Genomic DNA, 15,192 nt, shown 5'->3' on the forward strand with positions numbered 1-15,192 from the left:
CAGTCGAAAGGCCGGCGATATCAAGCTTTACGCGCGGCGGCATGGGCCCCGGCGACACGGCCGAATGCGAAGGCGTCGGCAATGTGGAATCCGCCGTCCTTCGCCGCGCTGTAGGTGGAACTGACCGCGCCCGCGGCGTAGAGGCCAGGAATTGGATTGCGGGCAGTATCGAGTACGCGGGAATGACCGTCGCGGCGCGGCCCACCGCTACTCCATCCCAGCAGTGGCGACCCGGAGACGGCGTAGAACGGAGCGGTAGCCACCGGGGCCAAAGTTTCGGGATTGCGGCCGAACGAATGGTCGATGCCGTCCGCGCACGCCTCGTTGTAGCGTCGCACGCTCGTTTCCACGACTGTTGGGTCCAGTCCGAGTTTCTCGGCGAGTTCGGCGAGCGTGTCCGCCTTGAGGATCCATCCCTTGTCGATCTCGGCTTGATTGTCCGAGCTCCACTCGTACCCTTCGTCGAGAACCCTGTGGCCGACGGGCAGTGCGTCGCGGCCGGGGCTCAGCTGTCCGGCCAACCTCATCGTCTCGTCGAAGACGACGTTCATCGGTTGCACCGGAAAGTGTTGGTAGGAACCCTCTCTGAACACATGACCATGCCGCATTTCGGCTGACTCGTCGGTGAAGCGTCTACCTTCCCGGCTGAGGAACACATAGTTGTGCGCGTTCCACAGTGCGAGGAAGAATCCAGTCGGATTTTCGAGGTCGCCGGGAATTCCCGTAATGGTCATCATGTTGTTCATGTGCCACAGATCGGCGCCCACGGCCTGTGCCATGCGGTGACCGTCGCCGGTTGCCGATGGTGAGCCCCAGATCTTCGGATTCTCCAGACGCAAGTAGTCGCGCACCATCGTCGGATTTGCTTCGAATCCTCCGGTGGCAAGGATGACGCCCCGGCGTGCCTGGATCTGCGAAGTCTTTTCACCCGAACGGATCTCGACTCCGGTCACCGCTCCGGATTCATCCGTCAGCAGTCCGGTGGCTTCGGTGTCGAATAGTGTTGTGACGCCGCGTTCAGCGAGAGCGGAGACGAGGAACCGGTAGAGAAGTTCATTGCCCATCTTCCCTTCGACGGTGTCCATCCCTGCGTAACAAGAACTTCCGTCAAGTTCGGCGAACTCTGCCGTGGAATGGAAATCGCCGGTCATCGCTACAGTTGCACCCAGACTGCGGATCCAGTCGGACAGTCCGTGAGTGTTCTCGGCCCAGGCATCGATGACGTCCTCGGCAACGGGGAACTCCCCGTTCAACGAACGCAGGAAGGTTCGGGCGGCAGCGGGGTCCTGGTTGACGAACCATCCACTGCCGGACAGTCGAGTGTTGCCGCCCGCGGAATCAGGTCCGCTCTTTTCCAGAATCACGACCGATGCGCCGTCGGCGTGCGCTTGGAGCGCTGCGGCCGATCCGGCAGCTCCCGATCCGATGACGAGTACGTCGACAATGTTATCCATGTCACAGAAGGTATTGCGGAATGGTGGTGCGGCGAACCCACCTTCCCGATGAGCGAGAAAGCCAGTGGTCGACGCCGCAGAGACGTCGCCCCGGGGGCCAGGCGAGGTAGCGGTTCAGTGCGTCAGGGGTGGCGCCAAAAGTGCGATATCGCGCTGTGACGTTTTCGAGACCCTAGCGTTATAGATGTGGTTGTGTCGGCGAAACCTGCCGGTGGCAGAGTTCGTCTGGAACGCAGTGACCGACACGGTTGGTTATCCGACGCACAGTGATTCATCGCTGATTCGGGCGGTGGGGCACGCCGAGTCCAGACAAGAGGCTTTCATGACTACGATCAACGAACGTTCTTCAGCTGCAAATGTTCTCGATCTCTTTGACAGCGCCGGCCGAGAAGGGCATCGGTACAGTATCGACGTGGAAAGCTACACCCCTTCGTATGCGGTACTGAGACTTGCCGGAGAATTGGACATGGGTCAGCGGGTGGAATTGGTGCACGCGCTCGACCGACTTCTCCTGGTCGGAACCGATATTCACGTCGATCTCTCCGGCGTGACCTTCATGTCGTCCGGAGTGGCGAATGCCGTTGTCGATGCTGCGGGGCGTGGCAACAACCGCATTCGCTTGTTTGCCCCGACGCGAGCGGTCTCCATGATCTTTCAGGCTCTCGGCGCCTCCGAACTCATTGCGGGCGATGCCACGTCGACCGCTGATGCTCTCGGTGCTTGAGCCGGAAACAACTCCCACGAACGATGTGAAGTGAGCAGTGCTCGATACGCGTTGACTTGGTATCTGGTCTGATCTGCGTGTCGATGTGCACTTTGCGGCGCGGGATCAGGTTGTCGTCACCGGGTTGCGCCGAGATTTGCGGTAGTCTCGTTCGGTGTCGAGCAGCCGGCGCCGCCATCGACGCGTCCGGCCGCATGAACGCTTGGTGGTCCCGACTCGTAGTGAAGAGCCACACCATGGCGTATGACACCAGCAACGGTTCGACATCGTCGAATTCTCCGATCACCCAGTTCTCCGATGTGATTGGTCTGGAAGTAAGCATGCAGTTCGCACCGATACGCCGCCTCGACGACCACGCACTTGCAGGCGCCGAGTTGCAATTGCGTGGGCCTGACAATTCCTCTCTGTGTTCGGCGCATGCCCTTCGTCGCGCCTCGCAATTGATGCAGCAACGCTCGGAATTCGACAGTCACAAACTGGCCATGTCCCGTACTGCACTCGCATGCACCGTCGCGGATCGCCTGCCGTTGCTGGTGGCAGTCGACTCGGCTTCCCGAGCAGCTCTGAACGCTCCCGGTATCGAAGGAGCGACGAGAAATCTGCAACGGATCGTCATCACGGTTGACAGCGCATCGGTGCTTACCGATCCCCACAACTCTCTGGCAGTGATCAGAGAAGCCCGCGCGGGCGGGCGTCTGATTGCACTCGACGGTGTCGGCATCGACAGGCACTCGGCGACACTTCTGTCTTTGGTCGAACCCGACATCATTATCACTTCCGCTGAATTACTCTCCAAGGCAGCATATTTCGAAGTCGGAACGACGGTGCACGCGCTCGGCGCCTACGTCGAGCGATCGAACGCGATTATCCTTGCCGAGGGTGTCGACTCGGAATCGTCCCGTCTTGCCGCAATCACCATCGGAGCCACATACGGAACGGGTGAGTTGTATCCCGCAGTCGACGATCCGAGTTCACTGTTGTCCGAACCGGTCGTCGCGATGCCCGACAGTCCGGTGTGGAGTGATCCCATCCCCGACGTGGGCACTCCCTACTCGATCGTGTCTGCTCACAGCCGGATCCGGCGCGGTACCAAGCGTCTGTTGATCCAACTGAGCAAGTCTCTCGAAGCGCAAGCCACCACATCGGGTTCCTCGATGCTTGTTCTGGGCACCTTTCAACAAGCCGAGCATTTCACCGCATCCACAACAGCACGGTGGCGTCACCTCGCCGATACCGTAGGGTTTGCCGGTGTCTACGGTGTCGGACTGTCCGTGATGCTCGACGGTAAAGTTCAACACGCACCGCTCGACCCGGGTGATGATCTCGTCAACGAGTGGACGGTCGTCACTCTGGGACCACACCATGCGGCGATGCTGTCGGCGCGAGATCTTCATGACAACGGTCCAGATCTCGAGCGGACCTTCGACTTCGTGCAAACCTACGATCGCACCACCGTCACCCAGGCAGCGCACTCTATTCTTCGTCGTTACCCCAAGACGAATTCGTGAACCCCGTACCGATGTTCTCGACGTTCGCCGCGAGCGCTGCCCGACCGGCGATCGTGGCTAAGGAGTGGCCGGGCGCCGCGCAGCACGTCTCTTTGCTGCAGAGTTGAGTAGATACCTTTCGGCGACCGTGTAGTCCGTGACGGTTGCGCCATCCGGCGCTGTGGTGTGGGTGAGCAGTTCGAGATAGCGGCGACGGAAGACATGGGCGTCGGATTCTGCGAGTAGGAACTCCGCCGCTGAGACGACCTCTGGTTTCGGAGCAGCGCGTGCATGCCGGTTTCGGGCGGGCCGAGTGCTCATGTTTTCCTCTGGATTTCGAAAGCGTCTGTGCCGGTAGTCATGTGCGAGTTGATCCTGACGTCTGTTCGGTCGCTACCGGTCATGAGAAGTCGTGAGTGGTTTCAGATCGATCGGCTGTCCGTCGGAGGGGAACGGCAAGGACATGTAGTTGAGAGGGGCGGTGTAGCCGGGCGCGACCTGCCAATCGAAGCGTGTGAGCAGGTGGTGCATGATCGCTTTGATTTCGACGCCGGCGAAGTGCATGCCGAGGCATTTGTGCACGCCTCCACCGAACGGTTCCCAGGCATACCGGTGCACCTTGTCTTCACGTCGGTGGTCCGCGAAACGTTCGGGATCGAAATGTTCGGGGTCGGGCCAGTACTGCGGCATGTGGTGAGTGAAATGTGGCACCACTGACACGTAGGTCCCAGCGGGTACGAAGTGGTCCTGTATCTGGGTGTCACACACCGCTCGGCGAGCCATGACCGGCACGGGAGCGACGAGTCGGAGGCATTCTTTCATCACCAGGTCCAAGCCGGCGAGTTGGTCGAGTTCGGCATAGCTCGGCGTCGACGTACTCAGTGCGAGTGATTCCGCCCGACATCTGTTCTGCCACTGAGGATTCTGGCCGAGATATTGCATCATTGTCGAGATGGTGATGGTGGAGGTGTCATGTGCGGCCATCAGCAGGAAGATCATGTGATCGATCACCTCGCCGTCGCTGAAGCGCTGTCCGGTGTCTGATTCGATGTGACAGAGAACGGAAAACAGGTCGTCGGTTTCGCGTGAACGGCGCGCAGGTAGGTAGCGGCGGAAGAAGTTTTCGAGGGTTCGGCGCCCGTCGAGGCCGCGCTTCCATCTGGTGCCGGGAACTCGATAACGGATCACCGAGGTTGCAGCTTGCACGCAATCGACGAAAGCTTTTTTCACAGAGTCGATTTCGTTGTCAGTGGTCCCTTCCGCGCCGCCCATGAAGATGTCGGTCGCGAGGTTGAGTGTGAGAGCTTTGAGAGCGGTGTAGGCGCGGAAGCCATCGGACGGAGTCCAGGCGTCGAGCGCGGAGGCTATCGCGGGATTCAGCACGTCCACGGTCTTTTCGAGACGCGATCTCGTGAAGGCTTGTTGCATGATGCGTCGTTGTCGTAGGTGCTCTTCGGAGTCGAGAAGCATTAGACCCCCGTGGAAGAAGGGGCCGATGAGCACTGACCAACCGTCGCTGTTGACAAAAGCGCGGTCCTTGTTCTGGAGAACTTCTTGGCATGCGTCGGGTCCGAGGGCTGCGACCCACCGTCTACCGGCCATCGAGAACCACGAGACCTCGCCGTAACGATCCCAGCGTTTTTGCATCAGAGCGAGAGGGTCGCGGATGTATTCGAAAGTTTGCCCTATTCCGGGTAGTCCCGAATTGCCTGAGATGGGACGCAACTGCGACCGGATGGGTGGAGCGGCCAGGATTTTCGACATCACGTACCTGCCTTCCGTTTGCATCTGACAGTGGCGCCTGTCAGATGGGGGTAGTCTGCGTCACAGTCGCGTTGTCTGTCAAGATCGACTCATGGCTTCTCCCACACCCCGTCGATATGCCGGTCTGAGTGGTGAGCAGCGGGCCGCGCTTCGGCGTGAAAGCTTGCTCGCAGCAGGACTGGACGTGTTTGCAGCCGCGGGCAGGCAGGGTGCCACCATGACCGCCATCTGTGCGCATGCCAAGCTGACAGAGCGATATTTCTACGAGAGTTTCACCAGCAGGGACGAACTCCTCCAGCAGGTTTTCGACGGAATCGTCGACGAGGTGCGCGTGGCCGGAATGGCTGCACTCCGAACGACCGATGGGACACGGGAGGAGCGCGTGCGGAGCGCCATTGCTTCGTTCGTCAACATCCTGACGGACGATCCTCGAAAAGGGCGTGTCGCGATGGTCGAGTCGGTGGCTTACGAGCCGCTGCGCACTCACAGGCGGGGAGCGCTGCGTGGGTTCGCGCAGATGGTGGCCGACGAGGCTGCGCTCTTGTACGGCGATCGAGCTTGGCCTCCCCATCAGGGTGAGATCAACGGATTACTGTTCGTGGGCGGCCTGGCCGAATTGGTGACGGCCTGGCTCAACGGCGAAATCGACATCACGCCCGCTGAGATCGTGGATGCCGCAACCTTCCAATTCACATCCACAGCGCACCGATGAAACGCGGGGCCGGCGATGCGGACTGCCAACTCCAGTGGGCGGCATGTGTCGTGATTCGAGGCAGTTTCGGGTCTGAATTGTCGATGACACTGTCCGCGCGGGTCCAGGGCTCTGCAGCCGCGAAGTACAGACGTTGGCCGCCGACATAACGGTTCATCGACGGGTGTTCCGGATCCGCGTTCGTTCCGTCGCGAAGGTTCATTCGCTCGGCGGTGATCTCGAAGGGCACGTCGAGAAAGATCGAATAGTCCCATCGGGAAGCAAGTTCGTCCCGATGCAGAAAGAGTCCCTCGACGAGGACTACGGCTCCGTCGGCTGCATGCAAGTACGCGTCGCTGTCCCGTCGTGGTCGGTACTCGCGGTTACCTCCCGGTCTCAGAGGGGCGAGAACATGACGCTCGAGGGCGTCGTAGTCGTAGCTGTCGAGCCAGAAGCCTTCCGGTGACAGCCGACCTCTGCGATGGCGAATCTCCGGCGGATTGAGGAAGTCGTCGACGTGAATCACAATGGCGGGGCGTTCATTCAGCTGTGCTGCAAGACTTTTCGTGAATGTCGTCTTGCCGCTCCCGTCGACGCCGTCGATCGCGACGACGGGAGGGCCGCGCAGCGCGTTTATTTCGGCGGCCAAGGTCTCGAAGACCGTCTTGGTGCTCATCGAGCAGTTCTTCCCGCGCTCGTAGCGACGCGAAGAGGCCCGGTGTCGTACAGGATTCGGTGGCCGTCTTCGAGGACGCGTCGAGTGCCCGCGTCGAGCGGAAGGTCGGCCCAGCTCTCGCTCGCGAAATTCAGTTCGACGAGGAGGCCGGACCGTAGGCGGAAGCGTCGTTCTCGGACTGGCCCCCAGTTGGCGGCTCTGATGAATCGCGCGTCGGGGCGGAGCCGGTCGAACCAGTCTTCATTTGCGAGCGCGTTCGCGTCGTCGGCCAGGATCATCAGATCAAGATCACTCGCCATACGCTCCGCGCCGCGCGCGTAGGACCCGACCAGCGCTACAGCTTTGACGTCATCGTGCTCAGCGGCCCATCGTTCGACGTCGACGAGCAGCGCGTTCACCGCACGTCTTCGCCCCTTCAATCGTGCTGACATACCGGCATCATTCCCCATCGCCACCCTTCTCCGTAGCTTCGCCGGGGCCTCTATCCTGGAACTGTCAGTGACAAACCAGGCGGAGGGATGCGTATGTCCAAAATGAGAGAACTTAGCCGATGAAAGCAATCATCGTGTGTACCTCTGTCTCCCATGGCAATACGAAGCTGATCGCCGATGTCATCGGAGAAGTTCTCGATGCTCGCGTGGTCGAGCCCGGTGACATCGACGCCGCGCAGCTCGCCGACTACGACCTGGTGGGGTTCGGCTCCGGCATCTACCTACGCTCGTACCACGCAAATTTACGCTCGTTCGTCGAGGCACTCCCCGAAGAACGGCGATCCAAGGCTTTTGTCTTCGCCACCAGTGGATTTCCTGACAAGGGGATTCATCGCTTCTCGCGTCCACTGGTTCAGTTGCTCGAACAGAAGGGCTTCGATGTGGTCGCAGCCTTCTCGTCCCGTGCGTGGGATACCTATCTCCCGTTCAAGCCTTTCGGCGGTATCCGGAAGGGGCGGCCGAACGCCGACGACTTGGAATCGGCGCGCATGTTCGCCGAAATGCTACGCGGAAGCGTTCAGGACAGCTTGCCCGGCACCGGGTAGCTGCGCAGGCTCATCTCCAGCTCACCGGCGTCGGCAAGGTCGTTGATCGTCTGGCGCAGAGCGCCACACGTCCGCTGAGCGTTGGCACGGCTGTTCGCGCGACCCAACTCCGGGCACACTTCCTGCGACTCTTCGAGCCATTGGACGCTGGTGTGCGCTTCGCTGTACTTCTCGACGAGGACACGGTTTCCGCAGTTGCGGCAACTGACCTGACGCATCAGCGTGCAATCAGATCGGCCGGTGACCAGAAGGCGCGCATGCTCGTGATCTTGGCGTCCTCGTCGAAAGTCATGACGTCGATCGGTTCGACCTCGTAGACCTGATCGCCCACCGGTGTGACGACGCGGAAGTGGAAGGCCGCGCTGGATCCGCTCACCCGCAAGGTAAGCAGTTCCGTCTCTTGCGAACCGCCCTCGAGAGCGCCGTAGAACTCGGTGATCGCGGCCTTGCCGACGCGGGGTTCGCTGCCGACCGGGTCTTCGAGCGTCGCGTTCTCGGCGTAGAGGGCGGCGATGTCCGCTGACGATCCGCGAGCCACGGCGTCGAGGTAGGTGGTAACCGTCGCCGTGATCGCGGCCGTGGTGTCTGGTTCGAGAGTGGTCATCGAGTTAGTCCGATCAGTCGAGAAGTTCAGGGTCTGACAACTACTTCGGACGCTATCGGTGCGGGCTCGATTCGGCGCCGGCATCTCCCACGCAGCGGGACAGCCTGAGCACTCAGGCGTCGAAGCGTCCGAACCCGCCGCGGTAGAACAGAAGCGGACCGTCGTGGCGCAGCACGTTCAGATCGGTGATGCGTGCGACGACGATGGTGTGATCACCGGCGTCGTGCTCCTGCTCGACCGTTGCTTCGATGCGGGCGAGCGCGCCGCTCAGCGCCGGAGCACCGTTGCCGGCGGCATCCCACTCGACGCCGAGGAACTTGTCCGTCCCGCCGCGAGCGAACGCCGAACACATGTCCTGCTGATCGTGGGCGAGAACATTGATGCAGAGAGTTCCCGTTTCGCGAAGCTTCGGCCAACTTGTCGACGTCTTCGCCGGGCAGAACGAGAGCAACGGGGGATCAAGCGATACCGAGACCAGGGACTGGCAGGTGAAACCGAGGGGTGAATTTCCGTCGTGAGCGGTGATGACGGTGACGCCGGTGCAGAAATTGCTCATCACGTTGCGAAGTGTGCGTCCGTCCAGAACTGGCGGCTCGGCGTTTTCCACGGTCATGTCGTCTCCTTGTTCAAATCTTTTGTTCAAAACTCTGCAAACAGCTTCAGAAGCAACGATGTGTGGCGCCGCGGCCGTAATCCAGCGGCAGTCCCACTCAATGGCAGCAATGGCTTCTCGGCACGGGTCAGGACCGACCGAGTGGCAGGTGGAGGGGTTTCGAGCAAATTTGATCCCGCTCAGCGGTCCGTTCGGATTCTACGAAACCAGCAAATGACCAGTGATTGTTAGACTTCGGGCATGTCCGAACCTGATGACGTGTCCCGAGGACTTCCCGCTACCAGCTGGGCAGTGCTCGGGATGCTGACGTTCGGGGAGGAGCTGACCGGAAACGATTTGAAGAAGTGGGCTGACTGGAGTGTCGGCTTCTTCTATTGGAGCCCGTCCATCAGCCAGGTGTACGCAGAACTGAAGAAGCTCGAAAGCATCGGGTTCGTGGAGTCCCGGGTCGTCTCCGAACCAGGGGTGCGAGGCAAGCGCCTTTACTCCATTACTCAGTCAGGAACCGACGCCGTCCGGACGTGGTCACGGGAGGCACCGGTGGAAGTTCCGGTGCTCAAGCACGGTGTGATGTTGCGTCTGTGGATGGGACACCTCAACGAGCCCGAGCGACTGAAGGCGCTGGTGGAAGCCCACATCGCCAATGTCGAAGAGCAGATTCGACGCGCGAAACTCCACGCAGATCATGCCGAGAACGAGCCGGCCTGGTCGTTCCCGGTCATGACGTTGCGATGGTCGGAACGGTACTTCCGAGCCGAGATCGAACTTGCTCGCGAACTGCTCGACGACATCGATCGTGCGACCGCCGAGTTCGCGAACGTCGCCGAGCACGACCGACTGGGATCACCGTTGCCCTCGACGCCTGGCAGATGGAAGAACGTCGAGGAGTACGTGTTGGCGCTCGAGCAAGCCGGGCTCACCGGCAACGGTTCGAGTATCTGAGTCAGGCCCCGGCTGCGGTCGGCATGTTGCGCAGCAAATGACGACGTTGCAAAGTCGGAGTGACGCTCAGCGATCCGCCGTCGATGCCTCGCCAAATGGCAGCGGCCGCCATACGGACCGGCGCTGCGCTGACGTGGTCGAGGCGGAGGGCCTTCGACGGCGCGCAGATGGATACCGCGGCGACGGCGCGGCCGATGGGGCCGATCGGTGCCGCAAGACAGCTGAATCCCGGTAGGCCGTTTCCGGATTCGAAGGCCACCCCGGACTCGCGGATTCTGGCGAGGTGGGGCAGTGCGTAGCCCGAGGACTTCGGCGAACCGAACGCGAGCAGTGCCTGACCGATCGCAGTGGTCTCGGCGCGGCGTCGACCACCGACACGCGTCGGCACTGCGGCGGCGAGGCGTCCGCCGATCTTCTCCATGTAGACCACATCGGGCCCGTCGAGGATGCCGAGGTGAACCACGAATCCGGTGACTCGGTAGAGCTCATGGAGAAGGGGCATGGCTGCAGCGTGGAGGCGGTCCTGATGAACCGCGAGCGATCCCAGTTCGACGAGGCGCATACCGAGTTCGTAGTCACGGCCGTCGCGACGCAGCCAACGCATCGAGACGAGACGTTCGAGCATGCGGTGGGCAGACGAGCGGGGAAGGCCTGTGCTCCGAACGACTTGAGCGAGCGTCAACCTGCCGGGACCGTCGAAGGCGTCGAGAACCAGCGAGACGCGATCGAGAATTGCTGTCGGGGCCGAATCGGCGCCTAAAGCATCCACAGCCTGCAGTGTCATCGTGTACCTCACTTCTCTTAGAGCTCCACAACCAGTGAACTGGCTATTTCAATTAGAAATAGTGTCATAGAGTTACGGATTTGTGAAGTGGATCACCGGTCTGTTTTCGGGCGCGTCGCGGTGGAAACGACGAGGGGGTTTGCGCGAATGCTCGCGCAAACCCCCTCGTCGTTTAACTACTGGCAGGTATTACATCGCCACCGGCAGGTATTACATCGCCACCGGCAGGTATTGATCGCCACCGGCGGGTACTACATAGCTGCCAGTGGTTCGCTTCCGGACCAGTCGTGGCCCCAGTAGCTGTCAGCGGTGATCTCCTCGGAGGAGTACGAGTCCTGATCCACCCTCGCGCCCTCGGTGCCGAACTCGATGTCCCAGCCGCCGGGTGCGCGGACGTAGAAGGAGATCATCTTGTCGTTGGTGTGACGACCCAGGGTCGACGACACGGAGAATCCGTCCTTCATCACGCGGTCGAGTGCCTGGCCGACGGCGTCGAGGGTGTCCACCTCGACCATGATGTGAATCAGGCCGGGTGCGCCGCCGTGCGGTGCCGGGCACAGGGCCAAGCTGTGGTGACGCTCGTTGACGCCCATGAAACGGATTCGCAGCGGCCCGAATTCAGGCGGGGCCGGCAGGCGGAAGGCGCCGCGCGGGTAGAAGCCGAGCACCTCGGTGTAGAAGTCGAAGCTCGCAGCACTGTCCATGACGGGGAGTACGACGTGGCCGAGACCCTGTGAGCCGGTGACGAATCGAGCGCCGAAGGGCGTCACCACGGGGCTGTGGTCGAGGATCGCTCCGTGGAAGACCTCGATGGCTGCTCCGCCGGGATCGGTGAAGGCGATGACCTCTTCGACCCGTCGAGCATCTGCTTCGGCGAGCGAAAGCTGCTCGACCTCGGTGCCGTTCTTTTCGAGTGCTTCTTGAACGCGGCGCAGTGCGGCGTGGTCGGCGACCTCCCAACCGATGTTGACGATCTCGTCGCGCTCACCCTCGACGACGACGATGCGAGCAGCACGCTCGTCGAGTCGTAGGTAGAGCGCGTTCTCGTCCGGCCCACTGCCCTTGGCGAAGCCGAGAACGTCGAAAGCGAAAGTGCGCCAACGTGCCATGTCGTTGGTCGAGATCTTGACGTAGCCAAGTCCCTTGATGTCAGTGCGTGTCATCGTGTCTTTTTCCTGTCGATTTCTTGTGTCGAAGTCTGATCAGATCATCGCCCGCAGCGGACCCTGCGGGTCTGCGCCGAGACGGCTCAGTGATGCGGCGTGGAAAACGGTGCTCGGCACGTGAATTGCGTGATGCTGTCCAGCATGAGCATCGCGCCAGAATCGCTGAAGCGGCTTGTCCATCCGCAATGCGTTGCCACCGCAGCGTGGGTAGACCTGATCGATTGCGTTGACGGCGCGCCAGGCGGCCTGTACCTGAGTCTGACGTCCCTCCGCGCGCTGCTCGAAGGTCACTTCCTTGCCAGCGTCCACTCGATCCCACATGCGGTCGACGTTGGCAAGCAGGGTGTCGCGCGCAGCCCGGATGTCGGCGGTTGCCTGACCGATGGCGAACAAGGTGTACGGGTCGTCCTTGATCGCCGTGCCCTGCGCGTTGATGCGATCGGCTTGGTACTCGTTGGCGTGGAAGAGCATTCCCTCGCAGATGCCGATCGTGGCGGCGGTGATTCCGAGGGGGAAAATGTTCGACCACGGCATGAGGTACAGCGTCTCGGTGCGCCCGTACTTGCGCACTGCCGTGCCGTCGATGACCTCGTCGCAGTCCATGACGCGGTAATCGGGGACATACGCATCCTTGACTACGAGATCCTTGGAGCCGGTGCCGCGAAGTCCCATGACATCCCACGAGTCTTCGATGATCTCGTAGTCGGTGCGCGGAATGATCACATGGAGCATGCGCGGCGGCATCTCCATGTTGCCGTCCTTGTCGCACGCCATCGCGCCGAGGAATGCCCAGTCGCAATGGTCGGTACCGGAGGAGAACTGCCAGCGACCGGAGAACTTGTAGCCGCCGTCGGTGGGGATACACATTCCGCCGGGCATGTACGGCGATGCCATCCAGGTGTCGGGATCGGATCCCCAGATCTCCTGCTGCACCTTGGGATCCGCGAACGCGAGTTGCCACGGGTGAACTCCGACGATCCCGTGGACCCAGCCGGCCGACGGGTTCAGTGAAGCCATGCGCATGACGGTTTCGGCGAATTCGCGCGGATGCGCCTCCATGCCGCCATGCTCCTTGGGCTGCAGCATGCGGATGGAACCGATTGCCTTCATCTTCTTGGCGGTGTCGTCGGCCACCCGGCCGATCCGCTCGGCCTCGATGCCTTCGGCGAAGATGTCGTCGGCCATCGCGTTGATCTGTTCGAGCACTTCGTACGTCATGTTGTTCCTTGCATCCAGTCTGGTTGTCTCAGCAGTGTTTTCGACTGCGGATCAGGAGGTTGTCTCGAGTGCCTGGGCGTCGCGTGCGGCAACGTTTTCGGCGACTTCCCGCTTCCAGCTCTCCACTGCGCGGGTGGTGTCGATCTCGAATTCGAAGCGCTTCGTCATGTCTTCCGTGACATTCTCGACGTCGGTGTAGAACTGGTTGTACCAGCGACGCAACTGGTAAACCGGGCCGTCCTCCTCGGAGAGCAGGGGGTTGTCGATCGGAGCTTTGTTCTTCCAGATCTCCACGTCCTGAAGGAATCCCATCTCGACGCCCTCGGTGAACTGCGCGGCCATCGCGGCAGTGGACTCGTCGTCCATACCGGGTAGCTTCTTGACCATCGCGCCGTACTGCAGGACGAACGCATTGTTCGAGATCGGGTAGTGGCAGTTGATCAGGACGGTCTCGATGATCTGCCCGTTGGCTTCGCTCTTGATCCAGTCGATCATGTACGACGGTCCGAAATATGAAGCATCCGAACGGAGCACAGCGTTGGGATCGCCGTAGTTGGTGCCGCTGATGACGTCCTCACGTCCCACCGATTCCATGTACTGGCTCGCGACATGACCTTCGAAGATGTTCTTGAAGTACTTGGGGAACGAGTAGTGAACGTAGAAGAAGTGGGCCATGTCCACGACGTTGTCTACGATCTCGCGGCAATGAGAGCCTTCGATGGTGAGCGTGTTCCAGCTCCAGGCGCTCCACTCATCGCTTCCGAAGCCCTCGATGTCGGGGATCGTGACCTCGGCGGGCGGGGGATTTCCCTGGGGATCGTGCCAGACGAACAGCTGACCGTTCTTCTCGAGAGTGATCCATGCCCGCGTCTTGGCCAGCGGCGGAACGCGTCGTGCGTAGGGGATCGCCGTACATTTTCCGTTACCGCCCCAACGCCAGTCGTGGAACGGGCAGGCGATCGAATCGCCCTTGACGGTTCCGTGAGCAAGGTTGCCACCCATGTGGCGGCAGTATGCGTCGAGAATCTTGATGTCGCCCTTGCTGTCGGCGAAGACGACAAGGCTGGTGCCGAATGCCTCGATCTGGTGGGGCTGACCGTCGCGATAGGTATTGCTCAGTCCGAGGCAGTGCCATCCACGTGCGAACCGTGCGGGAGGCGCTGCCGCTTCGATTTCTCGAATTTCCTCGCCGGCGCCCGTCTGCGTCGGGGTGTCCGTAGTGGTGAGTGGGCCGGTTCCGAGTGCCATGTCTTCCTCCGAGCCGCGTCTTGCGACGCTCCAGTGATGTGATCCGTCTCATACAACGACGAAGCGTCCGCTGGAGATACGGCAGTTCCCGCTGGATGGAACGCCTACTCGGTGACCTGCAGAGATTCAGCTCGCGAGTGTCGCCACATCGTCGATCGCGTAAGTCGCCCAGGCCCGGGCAGTGACCACCCCAGCGGGATCGGTGGCGACCAGAGCTACGTCGGCCACGCTCTCGTGGTCCTTCTCGTACGTCGCGAGCACTGTCACGGAGCAGTGCAGATCTGTTCCCGTGGAAGTCGCGGTGCAACGTCCGCGGAAGCGTCGTAGTGACGCCGAGCCGTAACGACGAGCAGCGAAATCAGCAAGGGCGGCAACGGAATCGGTTCCGGTGCCCGCTGTCGGGGCTTCCCGGACGAAGACCTCGGCCACCAGATGGCCGGTCTGGTCGTGGTATTCGGTGATCCGCTCGAGTGTCGAACTCAACGCCCTCACGGATCCGGTGAGCAGTGCGCCGGGATCGGGGCGTCCGAAGAACACGACGTCCTGCTCGACGACGGCCCCGTCGGGTGCCGAGCGCACGGTGCCGTACAACGAGTCGAAATCGGAGAGGAGCGTGGTGGCAGTACGCGGAGCAGTTGCCGTGAAGTGGGCGGTACCGAGGTTGGTAGTCATGACACTCTCCGTTGGACGCGACCGAGACGCTGTCGTCTCGGTGGGTACATCGACGCTAACCACCGCTCTCGCGGGTGACGACGGGCTTCCCGCTGATCGGGAGCATTCTCGGA

Annotated in this window: 18 protein-coding genes; 5 read left to right on the forward strand and 13 right to left on the reverse strand. The window is 61.4% G+C overall.

The annotated features are described in order from the left end of the window. Nucleotides 1-20: 20 nt before the first annotated feature. Nucleotides 21-1,454, reverse strand: a complete 1,434-nt coding sequence (locus tag A0W34_RS06765) for an FAD-dependent oxidoreductase (protein WP_081557515.1) — start codon at nt 1,452-1,454, stop codon at nt 21-23. A gap of 412 nt (nt 1,455-1,866) precedes the next feature. On the opposite strand from A0W34_RS06765, the gene A0W34_RS33390 reads away from it, so the two are divergent. Both A0W34_RS33390 and A0W34_RS06775 read left to right on the forward strand, forming a co-directional pair. Beyond that, a complete protein-coding gene (locus tag A0W34_RS33390) occupies nt 1,867-2,178 on the forward strand; it encodes an STAS domain-containing protein (protein ID WP_228232503.1) in 312 nt (103 codons plus the stop codon). A 236-nt stretch (nt 2,179-2,414) separates the two neighbouring features. Continuing rightward, complete coding sequence (locus A0W34_RS06775; RefSeq protein ID WP_081558762.1) at nt 2,415-3,686, forward strand: EAL domain-containing protein; 1,272 nt, start codon at nt 2,415-2,417, stop codon at nt 3,684-3,686. A 57-nt stretch (nt 3,687-3,743) separates the two neighbouring features. On the opposite strand, the gene A0W34_RS06780 is transcribed toward A0W34_RS06775, so the two are convergent. Then, nucleotides 3,744-3,986 carry a hypothetical protein gene (locus tag A0W34_RS06780; protein WP_003944403.1) on the reverse strand — a complete coding sequence of 81 codons (243 nt, stop codon included), beginning with the start codon at nt 3,984-3,986 and terminating at the stop codon, nt 3,744-3,746. A gap of 72 nt (nt 3,987-4,058) precedes the next feature. Further along, nucleotides 4,059-5,429, reverse strand: coding sequence for a cytochrome P450 (locus tag A0W34_RS06785; RefSeq protein WP_007726721.1), 1,371 nt, complete (start codon nt 5,427-5,429; stop codon nt 4,059-4,061). Between the two features lie 91 nt (nt 5,430-5,520). On the opposite strand from A0W34_RS06785, the gene A0W34_RS06790 reads away from it, so the two are divergent. Beyond that, nucleotides 5,521-6,141 carry a TetR/AcrR family transcriptional regulator gene (locus tag A0W34_RS06790; protein ID WP_039972697.1) on the forward strand — a complete coding sequence of 207 codons (621 nt, stop codon included), beginning with the start codon at nt 5,521-5,523 and terminating at the stop codon, nt 6,139-6,141. Here the strand turns inward: A0W34_RS06790 and A0W34_RS06795 are convergent. Continuing rightward, on the reverse strand, nt 6,119-6,796 hold the full coding sequence (locus A0W34_RS06795) for a uridine kinase (protein ID WP_081557516.1): 678 nt from the start codon (nt 6,794-6,796) through the stop codon (nt 6,119-6,121). The genes A0W34_RS06790 and A0W34_RS06795 overlap by 23 nt on opposite strands. Continuing rightward, nucleotides 6,793-7,227 (reverse strand): nucleotidyltransferase domain-containing protein, encoded by a 435-nt coding sequence (locus A0W34_RS06800; RefSeq protein ID WP_037131485.1) that lies wholly within the window; start codon nt 7,225-7,227, stop codon nt 6,793-6,795. The genes A0W34_RS06795 and A0W34_RS06800 overlap by 4 nt, the downstream gene beginning before the upstream one ends. 119 nt (nt 7,228-7,346) lie before the next feature. On the opposite strand from A0W34_RS06800, the gene A0W34_RS06805 reads away from it, so the two are divergent. Then, complete coding sequence (locus A0W34_RS06805) at nt 7,347-7,832, forward strand: flavodoxin family protein (protein WP_081557517.1); 486 nt, start codon at nt 7,347-7,349, stop codon at nt 7,830-7,832. Here A0W34_RS06805 and A0W34_RS06810 read toward each other — a convergent pair. From A0W34_RS06810 to A0W34_RS06820, 3 genes are all read right to left on the reverse strand, one after another. Next, on the reverse strand, nt 7,805-8,050 hold the full coding sequence (locus tag A0W34_RS06810) for a hypothetical protein (RefSeq protein ID WP_007726731.1): 246 nt from the start codon (nt 8,048-8,050) through the stop codon (nt 7,805-7,807). The two genes, A0W34_RS06805 and A0W34_RS06810, sit on opposite strands and share 28 nt — an antisense overlap. Then, nucleotides 8,050-8,436 carry a nuclear transport factor 2 family protein gene (locus A0W34_RS06815; protein ID WP_003944423.1) on the reverse strand — a complete coding sequence of 129 codons (387 nt, stop codon included), beginning with the start codon at nt 8,434-8,436 and terminating at the stop codon, nt 8,050-8,052. Before A0W34_RS06815 ends, A0W34_RS06810 begins: the two co-directional genes overlap by 1 nt. A gap of 112 nt (nt 8,437-8,548) precedes the next feature. Further along, entirely contained in the window at nt 8,549-9,049 is a 501-nt protein-coding gene (locus A0W34_RS06820; RefSeq protein WP_007726733.1) for a flavin reductase family protein, read from the reverse strand. A gap of 240 nt (nt 9,050-9,289) precedes the next feature. Here A0W34_RS06820 and A0W34_RS06825 point away from each other — a divergent pair, with 240 nt between their 5' ends. After that, nucleotides 9,290-9,991: a PadR family transcriptional regulator gene (locus tag A0W34_RS06825; protein WP_081557518.1), complete on the forward strand. Its 702-nt coding sequence runs from the start codon at nt 9,290-9,292 to the stop codon at nt 9,989-9,991. Between the two features lies 1 nt (nt 9,992). Here A0W34_RS06825 and A0W34_RS06830 read toward each other — a convergent pair whose 3' ends face one another. From A0W34_RS06830 to A0W34_RS06850, 5 genes are all read right to left on the reverse strand, one after another. Further along, nucleotides 9,993-10,775 carry an IclR family transcriptional regulator gene (locus A0W34_RS06830; protein ID WP_007726735.1) on the reverse strand — a complete coding sequence of 261 codons (783 nt, stop codon included), beginning with the start codon at nt 10,773-10,775 and terminating at the stop codon, nt 9,993-9,995. A gap of 251 nt (nt 10,776-11,026) precedes the next feature. Then, nucleotides 11,027-11,938, reverse strand: a complete 912-nt coding sequence (bphC, locus tag A0W34_RS06835) for a biphenyl-2,3-diol 1,2-dioxygenase (RefSeq protein ID WP_007726736.1) — start codon at nt 11,936-11,938, stop codon at nt 11,027-11,029. A gap of 39 nt (nt 11,939-11,977) precedes the next feature. Further along, complete coding sequence (locus tag A0W34_RS06840; protein WP_003944352.1) at nt 11,978-13,159, reverse strand: acyl-CoA dehydrogenase family protein; 1,182 nt, start codon at nt 13,157-13,159, stop codon at nt 11,978-11,980. Nucleotides 13,160-13,210: 51 nt separating this feature from the next. Continuing rightward, nucleotides 13,211-14,407, reverse strand: a complete 1,197-nt coding sequence (locus tag A0W34_RS06845) for a Rieske 2Fe-2S domain-containing protein (RefSeq protein ID WP_058038551.1) — start codon at nt 14,405-14,407, stop codon at nt 13,211-13,213. A gap of 126 nt (nt 14,408-14,533) precedes the next feature. Further along, entirely contained in the window at nt 14,534-15,079 is a 546-nt protein-coding gene (locus A0W34_RS06850; RefSeq protein ID WP_003944299.1) for a hypothetical protein, read from the reverse strand. Between the last annotated feature and the right edge of the window lie 113 nt (nt 15,080-15,192).

The organism is Rhodococcus sp. BH4 (genome assembly GCF_002079265.1).
Lineage (GTDB): Bacteria > Actinomycetota > Actinomycetes > Mycobacteriales > Mycobacteriaceae > Rhodococcus_F > Rhodococcus_F qingshengii.